Origin of the sequence: Emticicia sp. BO119 (genome assembly GCF_013912375.1) — a bacterium.
In the GTDB taxonomy this organism is placed as follows: domain Bacteria; phylum Bacteroidota; class Bacteroidia; order Cytophagales; family Spirosomataceae; genus Emticicia.
In genome coordinates, this window is the sequence record NZ_JACETV010000004.1 from 491,129 (window position 1) to 510,674 (window position 19,546).

Annotated in this window: 21 protein-coding genes; 9 read left to right on the forward strand and 12 right to left on the reverse strand. The window is 38.5% G+C overall.

Translation table 11 applies throughout. From position 1 onward, the window contains the following. Window positions 1-76 precede the first annotated feature (76 nt). The 5 genes from H1R81_RS15935 to H1R81_RS15955 all read right to left on the reverse strand — a co-directional run bounded on the left by H1R81_RS15935 (window position 77) and on the right by H1R81_RS15955 (window position 3,726). Complete coding sequence (locus H1R81_RS15935) at window positions 77-916, reverse strand: tol-pal system YbgF family protein (RefSeq protein WP_181841732.1); 840 nt, start codon at window positions 914-916, stop codon at window positions 77-79. A gap of 47 nt (window positions 917-963) precedes the next feature. Continuing rightward, the gene (locus H1R81_RS15940; RefSeq protein ID WP_181841733.1) at window positions 964-1,791 is read right to left on the reverse strand and encodes a lipopolysaccharide assembly protein LapB; all 828 of its coding nucleotides are present in this window, start codon (window positions 1,789-1,791) and stop codon (window positions 964-966) included. Window positions 1,792-1,975: 184 nt separating this feature from the next. Then, window positions 1,976-2,332, reverse strand: a complete 357-nt coding sequence (gene yidD / locus H1R81_RS15945) for a membrane protein insertion efficiency factor YidD (RefSeq protein ID WP_229251139.1) — start codon at window positions 2,330-2,332, stop codon at window positions 1,976-1,978. After that, window positions 2,295-3,023, reverse strand: a complete 729-nt coding sequence (locus H1R81_RS15950; protein ID WP_181841735.1) for a hypothetical protein — start codon at window positions 3,021-3,023, stop codon at window positions 2,295-2,297. Before H1R81_RS15950 ends, yidD begins: the two co-directional genes overlap by 38 nt. 70 nt (window positions 3,024-3,093) lie before the next feature. Continuing rightward, the gene (locus H1R81_RS15955; protein WP_181841736.1) at window positions 3,094-3,726 is read right to left on the reverse strand and encodes a hypothetical protein; all 633 of its coding nucleotides are present in this window, start codon (window positions 3,724-3,726) and stop codon (window positions 3,094-3,096) included. Window positions 3,727-4,122: 396 nt separating this feature from the next. On the opposite strand from H1R81_RS15955, the gene H1R81_RS15960 reads away from it, so the two are divergent. Then, a complete protein-coding gene (locus H1R81_RS15960; RefSeq protein WP_181841737.1) occupies window positions 4,123-4,803 on the forward strand; it encodes a DUF4190 domain-containing protein in 681 nt (226 codons plus the stop codon). A 238-nt stretch (window positions 4,804-5,041) separates the two neighbouring features. Further along, window positions 5,042-5,872, forward strand: coding sequence for a translation elongation factor Ts (gene tsf, locus H1R81_RS15965; protein ID WP_181841738.1), 831 nt, complete (start codon window positions 5,042-5,044; stop codon window positions 5,870-5,872). 66 nt (window positions 5,873-5,938) lie between these two features. On the opposite strand, the gene H1R81_RS15970 is transcribed toward tsf, so the two are convergent. Next, window positions 5,939-6,628 carry a porin family protein gene (locus tag H1R81_RS15970; RefSeq protein ID WP_181841739.1) on the reverse strand — a complete coding sequence of 230 codons (690 nt, stop codon included), beginning with the start codon at window positions 6,626-6,628 and terminating at the stop codon, window positions 5,939-5,941. A 144-nt stretch (window positions 6,629-6,772) separates the two neighbouring features. On the opposite strand from H1R81_RS15970, the gene H1R81_RS15975 reads away from it, so the two are divergent. Beyond that, window positions 6,773-8,125 (forward strand): methyltransferase RsmF C-terminal domain-like protein, encoded by a 1,353-nt coding sequence (locus H1R81_RS15975; protein ID WP_181841740.1) that lies wholly within the window; start codon window positions 6,773-6,775, stop codon window positions 8,123-8,125. 115 nt (window positions 8,126-8,240) lie between these two features. On the opposite strand, the gene H1R81_RS15980 is transcribed toward H1R81_RS15975, so the two are convergent. Beyond that, entirely contained in the window at window positions 8,241-8,753 is a 513-nt protein-coding gene (locus tag H1R81_RS15980; RefSeq protein WP_181841741.1) for a GNAT family N-acetyltransferase, read from the reverse strand. 209 nt (window positions 8,754-8,962) lie between these two features. On the opposite strand from H1R81_RS15980, the gene H1R81_RS15985 reads away from it, so the two are divergent. Beyond that, window positions 8,963-10,072, forward strand: coding sequence for an acyltransferase family protein (locus H1R81_RS15985; RefSeq protein WP_181841742.1), 1,110 nt, complete (start codon window positions 8,963-8,965; stop codon window positions 10,070-10,072). 82 nt (window positions 10,073-10,154) lie between these two features. Here H1R81_RS15985 and eat read toward each other — a convergent pair whose 3' ends face one another. Then, the gene (eat, locus tag H1R81_RS15990; protein ID WP_181841743.1) at window positions 10,155-11,465 is read right to left on the reverse strand and encodes an ethanolamine permease; all 1,311 of its coding nucleotides are present in this window, start codon (window positions 11,463-11,465) and stop codon (window positions 10,155-10,157) included. 121 nt (window positions 11,466-11,586) lie between these two features. On the opposite strand from eat, the gene H1R81_RS15995 reads away from it, so the two are divergent. Both H1R81_RS15995 and H1R81_RS16000 read left to right on the forward strand, forming a co-directional pair. Then, window positions 11,587-11,823: a hypothetical protein gene (locus tag H1R81_RS15995; RefSeq protein ID WP_181841744.1), complete on the forward strand. Its 237-nt coding sequence runs from the start codon at window positions 11,587-11,589 to the stop codon at window positions 11,821-11,823. A 115-nt stretch (window positions 11,824-11,938) separates the two neighbouring features. Further along, window positions 11,939-13,000 (forward strand): NAD-dependent epimerase/dehydratase family protein, encoded by a 1,062-nt coding sequence (locus H1R81_RS16000; RefSeq protein ID WP_181841745.1) that lies wholly within the window; start codon window positions 11,939-11,941, stop codon window positions 12,998-13,000. 102 nt (window positions 13,001-13,102) lie between these two features. On the opposite strand, the gene yiaA is transcribed toward H1R81_RS16000, so the two are convergent. From yiaA to H1R81_RS16020, 4 genes are all read right to left on the reverse strand, one after another. Beyond that, window positions 13,103-13,513, reverse strand: coding sequence for an inner membrane protein YiaA (yiaA, locus tag H1R81_RS16005; RefSeq protein ID WP_181841746.1), 411 nt, complete (start codon window positions 13,511-13,513; stop codon window positions 13,103-13,105). A gap of 8 nt (window positions 13,514-13,521) precedes the next feature. After that, entirely contained in the window at window positions 13,522-14,211 is a 690-nt protein-coding gene (locus H1R81_RS16010; RefSeq protein ID WP_229251140.1) for a TIGR02117 family protein, read from the reverse strand. Between the two features lie 35 nt (window positions 14,212-14,246). Further along, window positions 14,247-14,717, reverse strand: coding sequence for a DUF4293 domain-containing protein (locus tag H1R81_RS16015; protein WP_181841747.1), 471 nt, complete (start codon window positions 14,715-14,717; stop codon window positions 14,247-14,249). Window positions 14,718-14,805: 88 nt separating this feature from the next. Then, entirely contained in the window at window positions 14,806-15,309 is a 504-nt protein-coding gene (locus H1R81_RS16020) for a cupin domain-containing protein (RefSeq protein ID WP_181841748.1), read from the reverse strand. An 85-nt stretch (window positions 15,310-15,394) separates the two neighbouring features. Here H1R81_RS16020 and gldG point away from each other — a divergent pair, with 85 nt between their 5' ends. From gldG to H1R81_RS16035, 3 genes are all read left to right on the forward strand, one after another. Next, window positions 15,395-17,056, forward strand: a complete 1,662-nt coding sequence (gene gldG, locus H1R81_RS16025) for a gliding motility-associated ABC transporter substrate-binding protein GldG (RefSeq protein ID WP_181841749.1) — start codon at window positions 15,395-15,397, stop codon at window positions 17,054-17,056. A 79-nt stretch (window positions 17,057-17,135) separates the two neighbouring features. Continuing rightward, window positions 17,136-18,884 carry a GMC oxidoreductase gene (locus H1R81_RS16030; RefSeq protein WP_181841750.1) on the forward strand — a complete coding sequence of 583 codons (1,749 nt, stop codon included), beginning with the start codon at window positions 17,136-17,138 and terminating at the stop codon, window positions 18,882-18,884. 15 nt (window positions 18,885-18,899) lie between these two features. Next, a complete protein-coding gene (locus H1R81_RS16035) occupies window positions 18,900-19,535 on the forward strand; it encodes a gluconate 2-dehydrogenase subunit 3 family protein (RefSeq protein WP_181841751.1) in 636 nt (211 codons plus the stop codon). Window positions 19,536-19,546: the final 11 nt, after the last annotated feature.

Below are 19,546 nucleotides of genomic sequence, written 5' to 3' on the forward strand. Positions count from 1 at the left end.
TGACATGAATTGAATGAAAAATATATTAAACGGTCGAAAATGAGGGTTTAATTGTAAATGCCAACTGTAACAACCCTTATTGCGAAACCTCATCTAAAATCTGGTTATAAACCTTCGACCTCCGTTTCTTTTTCTGGTTTTCGGCAATAACTTCAGCTTTCTTATATCCACCCATATAATATCGCTGAAACCACGGCACCATTGTTATAAAAATATCAAGCGGTGCTGGGCTACCAATCGCAGCTAAAATCCCCCATGTAACTACCCCACCAGTTAATAACAATGAATTAAACCCGTTCTTTACATCTCCTGCATAAAATTGCCCTAAACCCGGAAGAATAATACTTAAAACTTTTGCCTTTTTGGGGCTTAAACGACTGATTTTATCATTCTTTACAAATAATTGTTCAATTTTTTGTCTGGCTTCTGAATTATTGGGCTCAATCAGGGTTAAAAACTCTTTTTTTGATTCATCGTACTTTTCAGTTGAAAAGTGCAGAATAGCCGAGTAAAAAGTTTTTCGCCTTTGTTGTTCATCTGTCAGCTTATCAGGAATATTTACCAGCTCAATTTCTGCATACTCAAAATTACCTAAAATCAAAAAACAGGATAATTTTCTGAATAATACCTCTGCTTTTGTACTATCAGTTCTTTGCTGATAAAATGCCAGTTCATAGTAATCTGCTGCTTCTTCATAGTTTTGGGTAGCATACAGGCAATCAGCAATGTTTTTATAGCACCGTTTTCGGAACTCCTCTTGTTTGTCAAAAAAAATCACTCTTCGATAGGTGTTGGCTGCACCTGAATAATCTTTCTTATCGTAAAGTTCGTTCGCAAAATCAAATGTTTCTTTCAGGTCTTGCGAATGAACCAGCAAAGGGATAAACAAAATAAGTATGCTTAAATATCTTATCATAAATTCCTGTAAAATATACGTAAGGAGAAAAGTTTTGGATTAGAGAGTCAGAAATAGCTGTTAAACAGATTATCTATTCGGTTTCTGATACTCTGATGGCTTTTTTTATTATATCCCTTTGCAGAAACTACGGAGCCATGAATATTACCTAAGTAAAATCCAAAACCAACAGCTCCGAATATCCAGCCACGCGTACTATTTACTCCGCTTTTGTTGAATCCTCTGATAGACTGAAATGCCATAGTGCCCACAAAAAACATCGAAACGATACCGTCTTTCCAGTCTTTAGTATAAAAACGCCCAGTACCCGGTACAATAGTTGACATGATACCAGCTAAGGCAGGGCTCTTCCTTTTAATTTTAACTGCCTGACTGGCCAAAGCTTTGTAATCTGCTGCTAACTTATGGTCTTCGTCTTTTAAGACCGATAGAATTTCGTTCGCGGCCGTATAATCATCCTGTAGAATTTCAGAAGTAGCAGATAAAATTATTTTATCTGGCTGAGATAATTTTGTGTTAGAGGACCAGAATTCTCTCGCAGTTTTATAATCGGTTTTTAGTAATAAACTCCGGCTATACTCAACAGCAGAAGGGGAGGTCATTACAGTAATATCAGGATATAATTGCCTGCCTCTTAATAATGCCTCATCTAATTTGCCCGAACGACGATACATAGATAAAAGAGAGGTTTTAAGGCTATCGTTTTGAGGGAGCATGAAAATCAAACGCTCATACTCACGCGTAGCTAATTCATACTGACCAGATTTAGAGAGATATTCGGCAAATTTTTTAGAATTATCGTAGTTGTAAAGGTCTTGTGCTGTAGAATTTAAGAATTTCAGTATAATAAAAAGTAGTAATAAGGTTTTTTTCATCAGGGTTAATAAACTGTTTGAGTTAAATTTTGAAAATAAAAAGAGCGGTCCGCCGACGCGGCGATTTTTGATTCAAGACAAGATTTAAAAACCGGAGTTTAGCAGCGCTAAATGAGGATTTTTAAAGCGCAGTATTGAACAAAAATCGACTTTTTTCATTCAATAAGATTAACTCAAACAGTTTCTAAGGTTTATCAATCAACAACTTGGCCTTTATATCAATCTCATACTTCATAGGGCTTAAACCATTGCATCGGGTCAGCCTGTCCATCGTTCGGATTCCCCCCATTACAACTCCATATTTTTTCACAGATAATATACCATATTCAGAACAGGAAGGTGTAAAGGTACAGACTGTTAAATCCTGCGATGAGAAGAATGTTTTATAAAACAGGAAAAGACCTGAAAAGACATACTCAACTTCATTCTTATTGCCCTTTGCCTCTTTATACACTCTTTTAGGTGCTTGTTGTATTACGTTTCTATGAAGGCTTATTTCGTCTTTACTTTGGGCTATTGCCTGATTTAGGCAGAGCAGCAACAGGGATAGAGTGATTGTAGATAGTATCTTCGCCATTTTCATCGATAACAATATTTTTATAGGTTGTCTGCTGGATATTTTGTGTGCCATCAGAATTATAAGAAATCTGCGTAACCTGTTGTGGAAAAACGACACCTTTCACATTTACATAATCCTTGAAAAATTGCTGGCTCAGCAGTTTATCCGATACATCATAAAACGCAATGGCATCCAATTTTTTGTCAATATTAGCCATTTTTATTTTACCAAGAATCTTCAGCAACCGTTTTTCTACCACTTTCCAGGTTGTAATTACCCGTCCGTTAGCATCTTTCTCTACTTTTTCTATCTTGTACACGCCGGTTACTTTGCCTGAATTAATACCATAATCGGCCAGTTTACCAGATAACGATAAGTGAAATATAGAAAACTCATTCATGATGGTAACCGTCTGTGAAGCCAGCAATGAGTCTTTTTTATTTAGTCTGTATAAAGTAGTATCTTTAATGATAATAGTTTCTTCTTGTGGGAAATGCAGCTTATAAACAAGACCCATTGTGGGTTTATCATAATAAACTTTTCCCACAGTGAGGCGATAGGCACCAGTAGACAATTTATCTTTGATAGAAACATCGGCTTTCAGACGAAAAAACTCTTGTCCGAAAGAGTATTGAAAACTAAAGAGAAAGATTAAAAAAGCTAATTTTTTCATTATTCCGTACGTACTTAAACAAAGAAAGCCCAACAAGCGGTTGGGCTTTCCAATATCGATTTTATATTAATTAAAAGAAGAATCTTCCGCCACCGATTAATACAACGAAAATCCACCACAATAACCATACACCAACCCAAACTAAACAGCCATACAATGCTCTTTTAGTTTGATCTTTGTCTTGGTCTGTTACGATATACACAACTAATACACCTACTAAGCCCAATACACAACCCCACCAGAATGCAGGAATGTTTAATGGAAGATCACCTGCGGCAACTGTTGAAGTTACGTTAGTATCCAGTTTCAAATCTTTAGTAAGTTCAGAATCCTGTACATCGGCCAATGTAGTACCTTCGTTGGTATTTACATATTCTTCCAGTTTGTTTAATTTTTCAAACTCAGCATTGATGCTTTTTTCATCATATTTCAATGCTTCAACTTGAGGAGTAGTAACATCGTTAGATGCTGTCAGTGATTCTGTAGGGTTTACGATAGCTGCTGTAGCAATTTCTTCTGAAGCAACAACTGGGGCATTTTCAACCGCAGTTGGAGTCGCTTCTACCACCTTTGCTTTTGGCGCTTGAGTATAGGCATAAGTGTCAACTTTCCCTTGTTGAACATACGCATATTGTTTCTTTTGGCAAGCTACAAAGAAGAAAGAAATGGCTGTTGCGAAGATAATAGATAATTTTCCTTTCATTTACTTAAATGGTTTTAAAATGGTCAAAAGAATAGTTTTTTATTATGTTCGCAATATACTATGCTATTTTAAAAAAACGAGTTTTTTCAGAAATATTTTTTAATAAAATTTACTTAGCGGATTTTGGCTGTCGTCGACAAAAAATAGGTTTTTGTAGATGAATAAAGCTTTTTTCAGGCTTAAACAAGTTGGTTTACGAATAAAACAATCTGATAATAATAGACAGATAAAAGATACACTCAAGAAAACCAATAAAGCCCGTTACGGATAGCGGCGTTAGTTTATGACTTGGTAAGCTAACGAACACAATTACAGCAGATAATCTAACATTTTGTTGCGAATATTGTTTTTAGTAAAATCCGGTATAATCTTTCAATTTAAAACCTATTACCAATCATGAAGCAAACTCTCCTTTTCCTTTTTAGCTTTTTTTTACTTTCGTTGATGTCATGCCAGAAAAAACAATACGCTTCTTTTCAGAATGGTTTTCAAGCCGATTATTCACACAATCTTAAAAAAGCCAGAATAACAACAACAAATTCAGAAGTAAAGCCTACTGATGCTACAGTAACAAATGATGAAATTGAATTACCTGCTCCGCCTACAGAAAATGTTTCTGCTAATAACGAGGCGCTTATAATAGTAGAAACTGAAGTAACCCCCAAGACAGAAAAACCAGCTTTAGATGCAACAAAACCACTTAATCTGGATTTAACTGGTAAGAAAAAACTAACATTGATCCAGAAAGTAAAGACTTTCCGGCAACTCAATAAATTGTCTAAATATGTCTCTGAAAAATCAGCTACTTCTACAGATATTAGCAAAACTAAATCAAATTCGGATGATACCTTAGCCATAGTCTCTCTGATTCTTGGATTAGTAGGCATAGTAGCATTGCTCTTTGGCGGTTGGATAGGTATTGTTCTCGGTTTGGCAGCTATGATTACAGGTATTATCAGCTTAAGAAGTACATCCAAAAGGATTTTAGCTGTGATTGGTATTGTTTTAGGGGCCGCACTACTATTATTAGGTATAATTGTCGTTGTGTTTTTAGCCGCTCTTTTCTCGAATTTGTGATTGAAATCAATACATATTACCTCACGTTTCATTCGCTGTAATGGTAGCAGAGAAATTTCCACAATAGCATCCCATATTAGCAATATATAAATTCTTTTTCTAAAAAGATTACGCTTTGGTTTTAACAAAAAAACTTGTAATTTTGCACCCCGAATAGAAGCCCTTAGCGGTTTTTTATCAAAAATCAATGTTTTGATTGATTAAATCTTTTTAGAAACTCTTTATATTTTATAAAAACATGAATATTACAGCAGCAGATGTAAATAAACTCCGTCAGATGACCGGAGCAGGTATGATGGACTGCAAAAAAGCTTTAACAGAAGCTGAAGGCGATTTCGAAAAAGCCGTAGAGATTCTTCGTAAAGCAGGTCAGAAAGTAGCAGCTAAACGTGCTGACAACGAGACCAAAGAAGGTATTGTATTAACAAATGTAAGCGAAGACGGCAAAACCGCTACTATATTAGCACTTGCTTGTGAAACTGAACCAGTTTCTAAAGTAGAGGCTTTCCGTACATTAGCCGATGATATTCTTGCGGCTGGTGTGGCTAACAACATAAAAGATAAAGAAACTTTATTGGCTTTTGCTTTAGCAGACGGCCGTACAGTTGCCGAAAGCATTACTGAACTGGTAGGTAAAATCGGTGAGAAATTAGTAATTACTGATTATGCGCAAGTAGAAGCAGACCAGGTTGTTTCTTATAACCACTCAACTGGTAAATTGGGTGTATTAGTAGCATTTGGCAATACTCAAGGTAACGATGTAACAGAAGTTGGTAAAGATATTGCCATGCAAATTGCTGCTATGAAACCAGTAGGTCTGGATAAGGATGATGTAGACCCTGCGATTGTTCAAAAAGAAATTGAAATCGGTATGGATATCGCTCGTCAGGAAGGTAAACCAGAAGCAATGTTAGAGAAAATTGCGATGGGTAAATTGGGTAAATTCTACAAAGAAAATACTTTGTTGAACCAGGAGTTTGTAAAAGATAACTCTATCAATATTGCTCAATTACTTGAAAATACACAAAAAGGTTTGAAAGTTACATCATTCAAACGTGTACAAATCTAATTTGTCGCACGATTTTGATTCGGTGTTTAAGTAAAATTAGCCCCTCTCTCATGAGGGGCTTTCTTTTTATTCGCGATACCCGATTGGGAATGAAAAACCTGCCGAAACACCTACCGTCCGATTACGAACAGGCAATTCTAATAAAGAAATATCTAATACTCTTGAAAACCCATGTTGGTAGCGGCCTTCAATGAATATATTCCCATTACCAACTGGAACTTCAAAACCCAAAGCTCCAACGCCACTTAGTTCAAAACGATGGAAGTAATCTGTGCCGATAGATGGTTTTAGTGGAAAAAGACCAAGTACCCGAATGATTGCTTTAGCATCGGTCATATACCCGACAGACGGACCAATAATTAAATACCCATGCGGTAGCGAAGGGTCGCCTAATTTAAGTTTAGCTAAAACAGGTAGTTCGATATAATTGGTTTTAAAGGCTAAGGTTCCGCCGATAGGAATATCTACTCCCAGAAATTCTGTCCCACTCATATTTAGCGATTCTTTCACCAGAAAACCTTTCTGGGTATAGGCAAATTCAGGTCTGATAGAAAACTGTTCAGTAATCGGAAATTCAGCAAAAAACGCGGCTCCGCCTGAAGGCATGAGCCTGAAAGTAGGCGTAATGTTTTCGATTAAGTCGAATTTAGTCATGGTCGACCAGTTAGCTCCGCCTCGTGCACCTATCTGTATAGTTTGGCCGAATGATAAGTGAGCAATTAGCAACAATGCAAGTGTTTTGAAAATGGTTCTCATTTTTAATTCAGGTTTTATAAATTTGTGTAAAAAATGAGTATTGGTCTTGCAATAGGCAGATATTTTTAAATGAAAATAATGATTGTGTAAGCAAGATGTCGTTTAGACTGGCAGCGTTGCAGAATTGTTGTTAACGAAAAGTTAATGAAATTACCGGAAGCATTTTCGCTGCAAATGCAGCACATTTTAGGAGAAGAATACCGGGCTTTTGTAGAAAGTCTGGCCGAACCGACACCTGTTACTATCAGACTGAATAACAGGAAAAAGACCTCAGAACCCGTTATAACAAATGGTAATGTTTTGTGGCACCGGAATGCCCATTACCTGGCGGAAAGACCAGTTTTTACGCTCGACCCAGCATTTCATGCCGGAGCCTATTATGTACAGGAGGCATCTTCAATGTTTGTAGCAGAGGCCATCAGACAGACAGTTGATACTTCGAAATCGCTCAGAGTAATGGACTTGTGCGCTGCTCCAGGGGGTAAAAGCACCTTATTGGCATCCTTATTAAATAATAATAGCCTGTTAGTTGCCAACGAGGTAATTAAAAGCAGAATAGGTGTATTAAAAGAGAATCTGGAAAAATGGGGATTCCCGAATTATATAGTGAGTAATCATGACCCAGAGGAAATGATTGATTTAGAGGGTTTCTTTGATGTAGTCTTGACTGATGCCCCATGCTCAGGAGAAGGGCTTTTCAGAAAAGACCCCGATGCCATGAACGAATGGTCAGAGAATAGTGTGCAATTATGCAGTGCCCGTCAGAAAAGAATTTTGCAGGCAGCAGCTATGCTGGTTGCTCCGGGAGGAATTCTGTGCTATTCTACCTGTACTTATAATGAAAAGGAGAATGAATTAAATGCCCAATGGCTGACACAGGTAGCAGATTTTGAGCATATAAAATTACAAATACCTGCCGATTGGGGAATTGTAGAAAAGAAATATGGCTATCAGTTTTTCCCGCATAAAGTACGTGGAGAAGGCTTTTATATATCAGTTTTCAGAAAAACCAGAGGAGAGAAACAGGAGGCAAGAGGAAAAATTAAGTTAAACCGATTACCTCAAAAAAAAATAGACGTACTGAAAGAATGGTTAGAAATACCTAATGCCTTTGAATACTATGAAAAACCTGATGGACAGATAGTAGCTATTCCGGCTAATTTAAGTAATGAGTATTCGGTAATTTTTAGAGCATTACATAAGCGTTCCTCAGGCTTAGAAATCGGACAGTTCAAAGGCACTGATTTTATTCCAAGCCATGATTTAGCTTTAAGCACTGTTATAGCTAAAGATTTGCCAGCAGTTGAACTCTCAAAAGAAGATGCCTTGAAATTTCTTAAAAAAGAAAATCTGGGTGTTGATTTATCCCATCAACCAAAAGGCTGGCTATTGGCTCATTACCAAGGCTTAAACTTAGGGTTTATGAAATTGATAGGCGATAGAATCAATAATTATCTACCTAAAGAATGGCGTATCAGGATGGAGATACCGGAGTAGGGATGATTTTTTGTGTAATTACTTAGTGCTTTCAATTCTTAGGATAATGCCTTTGAGCGGCCGCCGCACGGTCGAAAGCACATGACTACCAAGTATAAATGAGCATAAGTTAAATCTATCTTATATACTTCTTCATCACAAAATCTGTCTGCACATCATCGCCTAATGTAAAAGTATGTTCTCCGAATCGTACATAACCCATCTTTTCATAAAATTTTATGGCATTGGGGTTATGTTCCCAAACACCTAACCATATTATCTCAAAGCCTTGCTCTTTTGCCCAATCCGTACAAAAATCAATTAGTTTTCTGCCTGATTGTTGTCCGTGAAAAGCTTTCAATACATAAATCCGCTCTATTTCTACTACTTTTTTTTCGGTCAATCCTTTCGTTGAATGATTCTTCACAAGCTTAACAAAAGCTATCAATTCACCCTCATTTTCACAAACAACATATTGATTGGCTGAGTCATGCAATTCTGTTTCTATTTGTTGTAGTGTGAAATTTTTAGCTACGTGTCTATCCATATTTTCGGGTGTATTGTAGGTAGTATAAGTATCCCGGAAGGTAATTTCTGACAGTTCGCGCAGGCGAGGTGCATCGGCTGGAGTAGCAAGTCTGATTAGCATGGGTAAATAATAGTTTTCTACAAATAAAAGATATATTAGACTTTGAAGCAAGACTCAAAAAAATGAGAATAGATTTAAAACGTTTGCATTCAACACTTCAAAATGAGCAGTTATTAATCTAAGAATATAGTAGTCATAAATATCTTTTTTAATGTATAAGAATTTAGTAAAATGTGTACATTTAAGTTTTAAACCTAAGCCCTAAAAAAATGAGTGAAAGCTCCTCTTCACAAAGACTCTATTCGTTAGATGCACTACGAGGTTTTGATATGTTCTGGATAATGGGTGCAGAAGATTTTTTCCATGAATTAGCTGAAGCTACTAATCACCCGGCAACTACCTGGATAGCTACCCAACTCTCGCACGTAGATTGGAATGGCTTTCGTTTTTATGACCTTATTTTTCCGCTATTCCTGTTTATGTCTGGCGTATCTACCCCTTATTCTGTCGGCCGTGATTTAGAAAAAGGAACGGATAAATCCAAATTATTAATGCGCGTAGTGAAACGTGGGCTTATCCTGGTACTATTCGGGATTATCTATAATAATGGCTTACACATTAAGCCATTGGCAGAGGTGCGTTTCCCAAGTGTATTAGGACGTATAGGGATAGCGTATATGTTTGCTTCTATCATTTATTTATATGCCAGTCAAAGATTCCAGTATATCTGGTTTGCGGTAGTATTGATTGGCTATTGGCTATTATTAAAATTTACTTCTGCACCGGGTTTTCCCATGGGAGATTTAACTATGGAAGGCAACTTCGCCTCCTGGATTGACAGAAGTATTCTTCCAGGGCACTTACACAGAGATATTCACGACCCTGAGGGATTGGTATCAGCTATTCCAGCTATCGGAACAGGTTTGTTAGGGATTTTTGCAGGCAATTTCCTGAAAAACAATCCAATGGATAAAGCCCGTAAAGCACCATCATTAGCACTTGCCGGGGTGGTTTGTCTGATAATCGGCGGTTTCTGGGATTTATTCTTTCCAATTAATAAGAACCTCTGGTCGAGTTCATTCGTACTCTATGTGGGAGGCTGTAGTTTATTGCTTTTAGCTATTTTCTATTATGTAATTGATGTATTGGGTTTCCGACGTTGGGCATATTTCTTCATGATTATTGGTACAAACTCTATTTTGATTTATATGTCAGGGAGATTCATTAACTGGTATTATACTTCTAAGGGCTTATTTCAATGGTTGGGGGATATTATGGGAGAAAATTATTATGGCGTAGTGATTGCCGCAGGGGTAATTGCTGCTAAATGGTTATTTTTGAAGTTTATGTATGATAAGAAGGTGTTTTTGAGGGTGTAGAAGTGTTTATTTATTCAAAAGCGCTCAATGCTTCATTGAGCGCTTTTATCATTTTATAGATTTAAAAAATCGAAATATAATGCTACACCCTCTTCAGCACAGTTGCCAGTAAAAAACTCCCAATTAATATAGCAAAAAAGACAAGTGCCAGCATAGGATTATAAATAATCATTGCCAGCAAGGCAATAGAAGCAATCACTAAAGCTACAATCGGAGAAAGCGGATACAATGGCACATGGAAAGGTCTGTTTAACTCAGGTTCTTTTTTTCGTAAAACTAATAGAGAAACAACCGAAAAAATATACATAGTTAAAGCACCAAAAGCCGAAAGAATGATTATGTCGGCAGTAGAATTACTCAACAAGGCTGCTATTCCTAAGACCATATTCAGTAATAAAGCATTGGCTGGAGTTTTGAATTTTGGATGAACCTTGCCTAAAAATTCAGGGGCGTTACCCACACGCCCGAACTCAAAAGTTGAACGTCCGGCAGCTAACACCAGACCATGAAAAGAGGCAATCAATCCACACGTACCAATGCCAACAATTATCTGGTAAATCACACTGCTATTACCTATTACTTTACCCATAGCCATTGGTAGTGGTGAGTCAGAAGTACTTCCGTCAGCCTTGAAAACAATCCCTTCCCAACCATTTACGCCTACTGCTGCAAGAAAAGTAAATAGACAAAGTATAACCAGGGTAGTCATGGCAGAGCCAAAACCCCAGGTAATGTCTTTTTGTGGATGCACCGATTCTTCGGCTACATTGGCCAGCCCTTCAATGCCTAAGAAAAACCAGATAGCAAAAGGCAAAGCCGCAAAAGCCCCAGCCCAACCATTAGGTAATGGATTAATGCTCAGGTTTTTTACTTCAAAATCAGGGAATACGACTATCCAGAAAATAATCATACCCAAGACTGCCAGCACAGTAATTACCAGTTCGAACGTAGAGGCTAAATGAGTACCTAATACATTTAATAAAGTAAAGAGTAGATAAGCTGTAATGGCAATAGCCGTGACTGAAAATTGAGGAAAAATAACATTGAAATAAGAACCGATACCTACAGCAATGGCCGGAGGGGCAAAAAGGAACTCAATATTCTGAGACATACCTGCCAGAAATCCCCATTTTTTGCCCAATGCCCGATTGGCATAATCAAAAGCACCGCCTGCTTTCGGGATAGCACAAGCCAGTTCGGCGTAGCTTAACGAAAAGGTGATATATAAAATAACTACTACTATGGTGGCAATAGCCATACCCAGTGTGCCGCCCTTTTCGAGCCCTAAATTCCAGCCAAAATACATGCCTGAAATAACGTAACCTACCCCTAAACCCCACAATAAGGTAGGCGTGAGGCTTTTCTGTAATTTTTCTTCTTGTGATTGTGCCATGTGTAAATTTATTAAATCTACTGGATAAATAAAATTTAGGCATTTAAAAAATACAATTTATTTTGGCAGTTTGGATTCATGAACTTAAATTTGTGCAAATTTAAAGAACATCATTTTTAACATGAGAAAGTTAAGCGTGTTAGTATTTGCAGTAGTTGCAGTTTCATTAACTTCATGCAAGTATCAGAATAATAATAATATAGAGCAAAAAGATGTCCGCAAAGGAGATGAGTGGGTTTATGGTGTAAGCCCCGATTCTGCGGCGAGACAATTAAAGAATAAATATACGGCCAAACCAGAACTTGAGGCGGAAGCAAACAAGATTCGTGAAAAGTTGTATGGGAAAACCGGAGCTTAATTCATAGCTCATCAAATAGGCAAATTACAGTCATGATAGCATCTTAGCTATTGCGTGCTTGTAATATGCCTATTTTTATTTTTCACACTTTCGTAAATAAAACAAAAAACCCAAAATGAACATAGCATTAGTAACAGGTTCGGCAGGTTTGATAGGTAGTGAATCGGTAGCCTTTTTTGCAGAAAAATTTGACTTGGTTATAGGTATTGATAATAATCTTCGCTCTTATTTCTTTGGTTCGGAAGCTTCAACAGATTGGAATCGTAATCGTCTGGAAGAAAAATTCAGCAATTACAAGCACTACAACGCAGATATTCGTTCAGAAGAACAAATCGGTAAGATATTTCAGGAATACGGTAATGATATTAAACTGATTGTACATACAGCTGCTCAACCAAGCCACGATTGGGCTGCCCGTGAGCCTTTTACTGATTTTACAGTAAATGCCAATGGTACCTTAGTAATGCTTGAAATGACCCGTCTGCATTGTCCTGATGCCGTATTTATCTTTACTTCTACTAATAAAGTATATGGTGATACGCCAAACTACTTACCATTGGTAGAATTAGAAACCCGTTGGGAAATTGACCAGACTCACCCTTATTACAAAAATGGTATTGATGAATTGATGTCAATCGACCACTCGAAACACTCTATCTTTGGAGCCTCGAAAGTAGCGGCCGATGTGATGGTACAGGAGTATGGTCGTTACTTTGGCATGAAAACGGCAGTTTTCCGTGGAGGTTGTTTAACTGGCCCTAATCACTCAGGTGCACAGCTACATGGTTTCTTAGCTTATTTAATGAAATGCGCCATTACCGGAAATCACTATACTATCTTCGGATACAAAGGCAAACAGGTACGTGACAATATCCATAGCTGGGATTTAGTGAATATGTTCTGGCATTTTTATAACGCCCCTCGTCCGGGTGAAGTATATAATGCAGGTGGTGGCCGTTTTGCTAACTGCTCAATGCAGGAAGGAATTGCGCTTTGTGAAGAAATCACCGGAAACAAAATGAGTTTCAGCTATGCAGAAGATAACCGTAGCGGAGACCATATCTGGTATATTTCTGACCTTACCAAGTTCAAAACTCACTACCCTGAATGGACCTGGAAATATGATTTGAAAGAAACATTAACACAGATGTATGATAATATCAGTAAACGTGTTTAGTACATAAGTTATAGAAATAAAGAAAAAGGCTAAATCAATCAATTGATTTGGCCTTTTTCTTTAAATGCGAGTTAAATCCCGTAGGGATTTAATGCCGTTTTACTAAGAATTTCTTTTCTCACTACCACTACCCTGAGTGCTATCTCTCGTATTCTTCTGCACGGCAATAGCGCCAAACAATGCCAATAAGAAAGCGAAAGCATAAAAGCCTTTTTCACTTGGTAATAAGGTGGCATTCCAGAGACCTACGGCCAGTAGCACTATACACAAGATGGTAGAGAACCAGCTGATACCATAGTAAATATCAGTTACAGGAATACCCTCGAGGCGGTCTCTTACGCTCTTCTGAACAGATACAACCGAGAATAAACCGTACATTAATACTGCAAAATAATAGCCTTTTTCATTAAGCAGCATCTCTGAGCGCCATAGGCCAACCAGAAATCCGACCATTCCGGCTCCTAATGCTACCCAAGATGCCCCTACAAAGGCTGCTGATGGTTTTTGATACATATTGTTATTTATTTAGATGTGTATTGATAAAAAATTCCGGTATCGAAAGGTGTCCAGAGGCTGGCTTTTTGTCCACAGCTTTTCAGCCCGTTATTAGCCCATGTATTGCAGGTATGAAAGATATGATAACTGCCTTTTGCTTCATAGAAAGCATCTTCTTTACCATAATTCGCATTGGTCTGAATATACATCAGATGTCCCTGCGAATCGGTTGTAAAGCTTTCCTGAATATATTTGATGAGTCTGGAATACTGTTCTTTAGAAATATTTATCTTCACACAATCTGCTCCCTCTCTCATGCTTTTGTAGAAAGTCGCATGAATGGCAGAAGTACTCAGCGCAAATGCTGCTTTAAACGCAGTACTGGCTTTCAAATCTGCCCAGGTAGGTGTCTCTAAATAAAAACCTTTATCTCCCCAGCCAAATGCCACATACTCAAACAAACTGTCTTTACCAGTTGTATTGACAAACTTCACCTCCTGGCTCCAGTCAATCTGTTCGTTTTTAATAGGTACAACCAAATCTGTATGCACCCCATTTGTCAGAATATAGACCGGAACATCACTTTGGGTCTGGCTTTCTCTATCTACGCTTATTCTTGATAAAACGTAGGCAGAGAGTAGATAAACCCCAATCAGACAAACCAACGTCAGGATAACAAGACCTGTGATTTTGAGTGTTTTTATGGCAATTTTCAAGGTAATAATAGGTTAGATACGTATGTACAGAAATTTTATCTCATTCTGTCAGCGTCTCTTACAGTTTTCTCATCTTTACGAATCAAACGATTCGCAATCCAGTTGAATACCAAAGCGACAAAGGCAGCCCAGAAGCCAATACCAAATTCTCCTTGTTGGTCTGGTGCAAAAAACTTGGTCGCTTCAAACTGAATATGGTAAACCGTTGTTCCTAATAACGCAGCTCCAATAAGAGAATTAAGCGCTACAAAAAGCATCTGACGAACACGATTTTTATATTGAAAAATAGTAAAAAGCGATGTACCTGCTGAAAGTACCGCCAGAATCGCCAGATAATAAACAGGCTTGTTTACTTCGGCCAGCGTGCCTTTCATGTGTAATAAAAAATAAGGATTCAAAATCGCTTCTTCTCCTACACCTACCTTATGCCATACCGGAGTGGCTAAATACAAAATCATACAGATAGAAGTAAGAAGCAGTAAAAGTGATTGAGGGCGTTGTAACATTTCAACAAATAATTAAGAATTATTAAAAACAAATATCAGTACAAAGGTAAATAATCGTGCAAATGGTTTAAGAAACCTGCACTTTTTTTTATTGAGTAGTCAGAATGTTGATAATCTCTTTATGTTCGGGGTACTCTTGCATTAGTTTTTCCCGGCTTGCCATTTCAAAATCAGCAAAGCTAAAACCTGGCGCAACAGTACAGCCCACCAGCGAATAACTATTTGATAAGGCAGGTTTACTGCCAAACCATACACCTGCCGGAACTACCGCCTGAAAAACTTCTCCGTTTTCTGGGTTGTCTCCTAATTTGATTGTCTGTACAAACCCTTGATTATCTATATAGTAGACATTCAAAGGCGAACCGTAATAAAAGTGCCACATTTCATCAGACTTGATACGGTGTAATGCAGAAAACTGATGGCTTTCGAGTAAAAAATAAATGCCTGTGCTAAAATTTCTTTCTCCCTCAAAACGTTTAGGAAGAGCATCATGCGGAATGATTTCGGCCGAACGATACGTTTCAGCAAAATATCCACCCTCTGGATGTGCCTGCAAATGGTATTTTTCAACCCAATATGTGGCTGTTTTCATATTAGAGTATGTTTACATGTGGAAGAGATGAATGAATATCTTATTTTTGGCAAAATAAACAGAAAGGTTCTCCCTGATTATCTTAATGAAAAGTAAATTTATAAAAATCCTCGCTATTGTTGGCGGAATTGTCTTGCTAAATGTACTGGCCTCTTTTGTATTCTTTCGCCTGGACCTCACCGAAGAAAAACGCTATTCTATCTCTGATGCTACAAAAAGTCTCTTAGAAAATCTGGATAAAGAGATATTGATAAAGGTATATCTGGATGGGGATGAATTACCGGGCGGATTTGAAAGACTGAAACGTGCTGTCAATGAAACTTTAGAGGAATTTCAGATATATGGTGGTACTAAAATTGAGTTTCGTTCGATTGACCCAAGTGCTGAAAGCGATACCAAAAAGCGGGAAGACTTTTATGCCCAGTTGATGAAAAAAGGTATGCAACCTTCAAGAGTGATAGATACTAAAGGTGGCCGTCAGGTGGAGAATATTGTTTTCCCATATGCTTCTGTGAGTTATGAGGGCAAAGAAGTACCAGTGCAATTGTTGAAAGGAACGGAAGGGAGAACGGCACAAGAAAAACTGAACCAATCATACGAAAATGTAGAGTATGAACTGGCAACTGCCATTCGTAAGTTGACTTTGAAGGAGAAAAAGAAAATTGGTTTATTGGCTGAGTTTACTAATCTGAAACCTATCAGCTTTGCTGATTTGATTACGTCTTTACAGGAGCGTTACGATTTATTCATCATAGATGCCAAACAATCGCCTACTTTTGGAGGGCTTGATGCTTTGATTCTGCCTAAGCCTACTCTTCCGGTTGATGATAGTACCAAATACAAAATAGACCAGTATGTGATGAATGGGGGCAGGGCTTTGTTCTTTGTTGATGGCCTCAAAGTAGATTCAGTAAGTCTGGAAGGTACTTTTGCACAGCCTTTAGAATTGAATCTGACTGATTTATTCTTTAAATATGGCGTCAGAATCAATAGTAATATTGTAAAAGATGGCGCAAGCTCTGCGGCTATACCAATGGTAGTAGGGAATATGGGAGACAGACCGAATATACAGCCGATTCCTTATCGATATTACCCTGTTATCAACAACTTTGGCAAAAGCCTGATTACGAATAACCTTGATTTGATTTTCTGTAAGTATGTTGCCTCTATTGATACGGTGCAGGCAGCAGGTGTAAATAAGATACCTTTATTAATGACTACCCCTTATACCAAGGTATTGAATGCCCCGGCACTGGTTACCTATAACGAAGCGCATACAGAAACCCAGCAGGATGAATATAATGGTGGTGTAAAAACTGTAGCTTATTTATTGGAAGGAAAATTTGAATCTTTATACAAAAATCGTTTGTTACCTTCTGACCCGCAATATAAATCATTCAAGGCTGAGAGCGTGCCTACTAAAATGTTAGTTTGCTCTGATGGTGACTTGATTGTGAATGATTTAAGCCCTAAAACGGGTAATCCATTGCCATTGGGTTTTGATAAAACCACCCAACACGTATTTGGTAATAAAGACTTTGTGATGAATGCCATTGATTATATGATTGATGAAAATGGGGTTATACAAGCCCGTGGCAAAGAGGTAAAACTTCGCCCGTTAGATAAATTACGCACGCGTGATGAGCGCACCAAATGGCAGATTATCAACATTGCATTGCCTTTAGTAGTTGTGATTTTATTTGGAATTATTTTATATATGTTGCGCAAAAGAAAATTTGCCTACTGATTGGTCTTTTTTTTTGTAAAAAAAGTACTACTTTTAAACTCGAAATATTTTTTAATCTTCTATTTACGACCGGTTAAACATGAACCTATTTGAAATCAAAGAGCAACCGAAGGTCTATGACGTAGTAATTGTAGGCTCTGGTGCAGGAGGAGGTATGGCAGCATACCAACTAACTAAAGCAGGTGCAAAGGTTTGCTTATTAGAGGCGGGCGGTTACTTCGACCCAGCAGATCCTAAATACATCACACAATTAAAAAATCCCTGGGAATCTCCTCGTCGTGGCGCAAGTACCCGCACCCGTCCGTTTGGTGATTTTGATGCTGCCTGGGGAGGCTGGGACATCGAAGGCGAACAATACTCAGCTATGCCCGGTACTCAGTTCCGTTGGTTCCGTTCAAGAATGTTGGGAGGTAGAACCAACCACTGGGGACGTATTTCGATGCGTTTCGGCCCTGATGATTTCCGCAGAGGCTCATTAACAGGTATCGGTGATGACTGGCCTACCAGCTACGACGATTACGCACCGTATTATGATAAAGTTGATAGATTGATTGGTTTGTTTGGTACTAAAGAAGGTATCCGTAACGAACCGGATGGTATTTTCCTGCCTCCGCCGAAACCACGTCTGCATGAGTTGATGTTGAAAAAAGCAGCTACAAGCATTGGTATTCCGGTTATCCCATCTCGTATGGCGATGCTTACCAAACCTATTAACGATTCACGTGGGGCTTGTTTCTACTGTGCTCAATGTGGCAGAGCCTGTCAGGCTTATGCCGATTTCTCGTCATCATCAGTATTATGTATCCCTGCGGCTAAAACAGGTAACCTTACACTGATTAACAATGCGATGGTAAGAGAGGTATTGACAGACCCTAATACTGGACTATCAACGGGTGTTTCGTATGTAAACAAGCTTGATTTGAAAGAGTATTCAGTAAAAGGCAAAATTGTAATCTTAGCAGCAAGTACCTGCGAAACCGCCCGTATCATGCTTAACTCTAAATCGCCAAGATTTGCCAGAGGCTTAGCCAATGATAGCGGTGTAATCGGTAAATACCTGAACGACTCAACAGGTGCAAGCCGTTCGGCATTTATCCCTGCTTTGATGGATCGTAAACGCTATAATGAAGATGGTGTAGGGGGTATGCACGTATTTACGCCATGGTGGGTAGATAACAAAAAACTTGATTTTCCTCGTGGTTACCATATTGAGTATGGTGGCGGTATGGGGATGCCGGGCTTTGGCTTTGGTATGGGTATTGAACGTGTAAACGGATTGATTACCGACAAAAACGGCAATAAGAAAAAAGCAGGTGGTTATGGCCTGGGTCTGAAAGACGATATTCGTCGTACATATGGTGCTTATATCGGCATGGCAGGTCGCGGAGAACCTATTCCATTAGAGTCAAACTATTGTGAGATTGATCCTAATAGTGTAGATAAATATGGTATCCCAACGTTACGTTATCACTATAAATGGAGCGAAAACGAAATAAAACAAGCCAAACATATGCAGGATACTTTCGAGCAGATTATCCATGCAATGGGGGGGATTCCGATGGGTAGAAAACCTGATGCAAGTAATAACTATGGCTTGGCTCAACCGGGTGAAATCATTCACGAAGTAGGAACTGTTCGTATGGGCAATGACCCTAAAAAATCGGCTCTCAATGGCTGGCAACAAGCGCATGATGTAAAGAACCTGTTTGTAGTAGATGCGGCGCCATTCGTATCGCAGGGGGATAAAAACGTAACCTGGACAATCCTTGCCAGTTCGTGGCGTACTTCAGATTACATCATTGAGCAGAGAAAAGCGAAAAACCTTTAAACCCATTTTCCAGACATGAAACGTAGAGACACATTAAAAGCACTTTCATTGAGCTCGTTGGGAATGGCTGTTTTACCAACCACCGACCTCGTAGCAGCACCACCGGACCCGAAGCCGTTTAAAACCACCCCAGCGCGTATTCCGGAAGAAATAGAGAGAGATAAAAAGATAATGGCTGAAAAATTCCTGACTGTGGCAGAGTTGGCTACTATCGGAATTTTAGCTGATATCATAATTCCGGCAGAAGGTAAGTCGGGCAGTGCTACACAAGCAGGTGTGCCTGCTTTTATCGAGTTTATTGTAAAAGATATGCCACAGTATCAGACACCTATCAGAGGTGGTTTGAGATGGCTGGATAACCATAGCACCAAACGCTTCGGTAAATCTTTTGGACAGATTACGCCTGCACAGCGTATCGAGATAGTAGAAGATATTGCGTACCCGGATGATGTAAAACCGGAATTCAGCCATGGGGCAGCGTTTTTCTCACAAATCCGTAATCTGACAGTAACAGGCTTCTATACAACCCGTATGGGCTTCGATGATTTAGGATATATGGGTAATACCCCAAATGATTGGCAAGGTGTACCGCAAGACGTATTAGATAAATACGGCTTACAGTATGACCCGATTTATGATAAAAAGGATTGATAGTTAATATC

Coding starts and splice junctions, on each gene's coding strand:
- H1R81_RS15935 (WP_181841732.1), bottom strand. CDS start 916: ATGATAAGATATTTAAGCATACTTATTTTGTTTATCCCTTTGCTGGTT.
- H1R81_RS15940 (WP_181841733.1), bottom strand. CDS start 1,791: ATGAAAAAAACCTTATTACTACTTTTTATTATACTGAAATTCTTAAAT.
- H1R81_RS15950 (WP_181841735.1), bottom strand. CDS start 3,023: ATGAAAAAATTAGCTTTTTTAATCTTTCTCTTTAGTTTTCAATACTCT.
- H1R81_RS15955 (WP_181841736.1), bottom strand. CDS start 3,726: ATGAAAGGAAAATTATCTATTATCTTCGCAACAGCCATTTCTTTCTTC.
- H1R81_RS15960 (WP_181841737.1), top strand. CDS start 4,123: ATGAAGCAAACTCTCCTTTTCCTTTTTAGCTTTTTTTTACTTTCGTTG.
- tsf (WP_181841738.1), top strand. CDS start 5,042: ATGAATATTACAGCAGCAGATGTAAATAAACTCCGTCAGATGACCGGA.
- H1R81_RS15970 (WP_181841739.1), bottom strand. CDS start 6,628: ATGAGAACCATTTTCAAAACACTTGCATTGTTGCTAATTGCTCACTTA.
- H1R81_RS15975 (WP_181841740.1), top strand. CDS start 6,773: ATGAAATTACCGGAAGCATTTTCGCTGCAAATGCAGCACATTTTAGGA.
- H1R81_RS15980 (WP_181841741.1), bottom strand. CDS start 8,753: ATGCTAATCAGACTTGCTACTCCAGCCGATGCACCTCGCCTGCGCGAA.
- H1R81_RS15985 (WP_181841742.1), top strand. CDS start 8,963: ATGAGTGAAAGCTCCTCTTCACAAAGACTCTATTCGTTAGATGCACTA.
- eat (WP_181841743.1), bottom strand. CDS start 11,465: ATGGCACAATCACAAGAAGAAAAATTACAGAAAAGCCTCACGCCTACC.
- H1R81_RS15995 (WP_181841744.1), top strand. CDS start 11,587: ATGAGAAAGTTAAGCGTGTTAGTATTTGCAGTAGTTGCAGTTTCATTA.
- H1R81_RS16000 (WP_181841745.1), top strand. CDS start 11,939: ATGAACATAGCATTAGTAACAGGTTCGGCAGGTTTGATAGGTAGTGAA.
- yiaA (WP_181841746.1), bottom strand. CDS start 13,513: ATGTATCAAAAACCATCAGCAGCCTTTGTAGGGGCATCTTGGGTAGCA.
- H1R81_RS16015 (WP_181841747.1), bottom strand. CDS start 14,717: ATGTTACAACGCCCTCAATCACTTTTACTGCTTCTTACTTCTATCTGT.
- H1R81_RS16020 (WP_181841748.1), bottom strand. CDS start 15,309: ATGAAAACAGCCACATATTGGGTTGAAAAATACCATTTGCAGGCACAT.
- gldG (WP_181841749.1), top strand. CDS start 15,395: ATGAAAAGTAAATTTATAAAAATCCTCGCTATTGTTGGCGGAATTGTC.
- H1R81_RS16030 (WP_181841750.1), top strand. CDS start 17,136: ATGAACCTATTTGAAATCAAAGAGCAACCGAAGGTCTATGACGTAGTA.
- H1R81_RS16035 (WP_181841751.1), top strand. CDS start 18,900: ATGAAACGTAGAGACACATTAAAAGCACTTTCATTGAGCTCGTTGGGA.